The sequence below is a fragment of the Colwellia marinimaniae genome (genome assembly GCF_002207865.1).
In the GTDB taxonomy this organism is placed as follows: domain Bacteria; phylum Pseudomonadota; class Gammaproteobacteria; order Enterobacterales; family Alteromonadaceae; genus Colwellia; species Colwellia marinimaniae.
Genome location: NZ_BDQM01000362.1, coordinates 1 through 257, shown reverse-complemented (window position 1 = coordinate 257; position 257 = coordinate 1). Strand labels below are relative to the sequence as shown.

Here is a 257-nt window from a genome sequence, read left to right as displayed (position 1 = left end):
GCCCGAGCGCTTCACCTGGGCCGGTCACCTGGGCCTGGCCATGCTGCCGGCGGTGGTGCGCGCGCTGGGGGAGGCGCCCGGCACCACGCTGGGGTTCGTCAACGGGCGCTCGCAGGCCGGGCAGTGGGACCAGGCGCTGCTGGACGCGCGGCCGGACTGGGCGGGGCAGATCGCCATCCACCACGGCTCGCTGGACCGTGCTGTGCGCGAATGGGTGGAGGCGGGGCTCAAGAGCGGCAGCCTGCGCGCCGTGGTCT

Annotated in this window: 1 protein-coding gene; it reads left to right on the top strand. The window is 75.9% G+C overall.

Annotated features, from left to right (window positions below; genetic code table 11):
* Positions 1 to 257, top strand: a 257-nt coding sequence (locus MTCD1_RS19655; RefSeq protein ID WP_143760205.1) for a hypothetical protein, incomplete at both ends; no start/stop codon positions are given.